The sequence below is a fragment of the Halorubrum sp. AJ67 genome, assembly GCF_000513435.1.
On sequence record NZ_CBVY010000009.1, the window covers coordinates 100221 to 101779 of the forward strand.

General features: G+C 66.2%; 3 protein-coding genes. All 3 read right to left on the reverse strand.

What is annotated here, in order from left to right:
• Positions 1-23 precede the first annotated feature (23 nt).
• The gene (locus tag BN903_RS09345) at positions 24-302 is read right to left on the reverse strand and encodes a hypothetical protein (RefSeq protein ID WP_048077474.1); all 279 of its coding nucleotides are present in this window, start codon (positions 300-302) and stop codon (positions 24-26) included.
• Positions 303-306: 4 nt separating this feature from the next.
• The gene (locus tag BN903_RS09350; RefSeq protein WP_048077475.1) at positions 307-738 is read right to left on the reverse strand and encodes a hypothetical protein; all 432 of its coding nucleotides are present in this window, start codon (positions 736-738) and stop codon (positions 307-309) included.
• A gap of 87 nt (positions 739-825) precedes the next feature.
• The coding region (locus tag BN903_RS09355; protein ID WP_048077476.1) for a cytochrome b at positions 826-1559 on the reverse strand (734 nt) is incomplete at its 5' end.

Genomic DNA, 1559 nt, shown 5'->3' on the forward strand with positions numbered 1-1559 from the left:
CAGCAGGACGAGGGGGCGTGCGTTCAGTTCGCGGCCGCGTCGTCGTCGCTGAGGGAGTCTCGGAGCTGCCGGCTGGCCGGGATCAGCACCCAGAACGTCAGTGCCCCGAGAATCATCAACCAGAAGAACATGTCGCCCGCGAGCAGTCCGACCTCGCCGTACGCCGTGTTCACGCCTTCCGCCGGGTTCACGAGCTGAACCACCTCGTAGTACGACGGGGTCCGGTACCAGCCGCCGAAGGTGATCCACCCGAGACCGCCGATCGTGAACAGGGCGAAGCCCTTCATGAACTCGTCTGCCATTATCTCACGTTTCGTTGGAGTCGTCTTGAGACTTTCCCATCCCCTGTCCGCGGAACCGGGTTCCGAGGACGTACACGGCGGTTCCGAGGACGATGAACCCGACGCCGGTGATCGCCAGTATCGCCACAAGTACGTCCTCCGGCGGCAGGATGCCGGCGTTGTCGAGCAGGTAGACGATGGTCGTCCGGATGAAGCTGATCTGAAGCGTCGCGGCGTCGATGAGGGTGAACCCGACGAAGTAGGTCACCACCGCGGCGAGCGTCGAGAAGACGGTCACCGCCTTGTACAGCCTGAACGGGACGACGACCTCGCGGCCGCTCGGTCCCTGCTGCGGACCGGTCGGTTCGTTGCGCGGGTCGGCGTCGTCGTCCCGGGCGATCGGGTCGCCGGTCTCGTCGAACGCCTGCGAGGAGTCGTCGTCTGATGCGGATGACATTGGTGACACGGAGCGTCGGAACGGCGGGTGGAGACGGTGAACGTCGGAATTACGGCGCGGTCGGGGACGGAGTGCCGTTCTCGGCCGTTACTTCGGCGGCCGGAGCATGTAGTACCGGCGGTTGAGGTCGTACATGTACCCCTCACGCATCGTTTTCAACACCGCGTAGGTGACGACGCCGCCCGCTACCGGGAGCATGAACACGAGCGAGAACAGCAGCTCGAGCTGGACCGGGAAGAAGTTCTGGATGGCGAGCGCCGCCAGCGTGATCGCCAGGATGACGCCGGCGACTCCGAGCGCGGCCCAACCCGGCTCCTCGACGGGCCGTCGCGCGTTCCCCTTGTTGAGGAAGGGGACGAGCGTGATGACGCCGAAGATGGCCCCGTGAGCGATGAGCCCGAGCAGCTCGTTGGACATGACGATGTTGCCGCCGAGCACCGCGAGGTCGGGGTTGATCGGGTCGAGCTTCAGCAGGCCGAACGACCAGTAGAGGTACCAGTCGGGCAGGATGATCGCCGGCGTGGAGCCGGGGTTCGCCGGATCCCCGAAGTGCGACGGGAGGATCGCGGCCACGAGCAAGATGATCCCGAGGAAAAAGGAGGTGATAGCGAGGTTCCGGATCGTCTCGTGGGGCCACGTCGGGAAGCCGAGCACGTCGCGCTCGACGTACGTCGACTCCGTGCGCAGGTCCTCGTCCTCGCGCCGAGAGCGCTCGAAGTACTGGTAGGTGAGCTGTGCGAGCCCCTGGCTTCGCTCCTTGCGCTCGGACCAGGTCGGCGTCTCGTCGTCCGGCGGGACCGTCGCCGGCGGCCCGCCGTCGG

What these genes read in the sequence shown, in the direction of transcription:
- BN903_RS09345 (WP_048077474.1), bottom strand. Translation starts at nt 302, where the DNA reads ATGGCAGACGAGTTCATGAAGGGCTTCGCCCTGTTCACGATCGGCGGT.
- BN903_RS09350 (WP_048077475.1), bottom strand. Translation starts at nt 738, where the DNA reads ATGTCATCCGCATCAGACGACGACTCCTCGCAGGCGTTCGACGAGACC.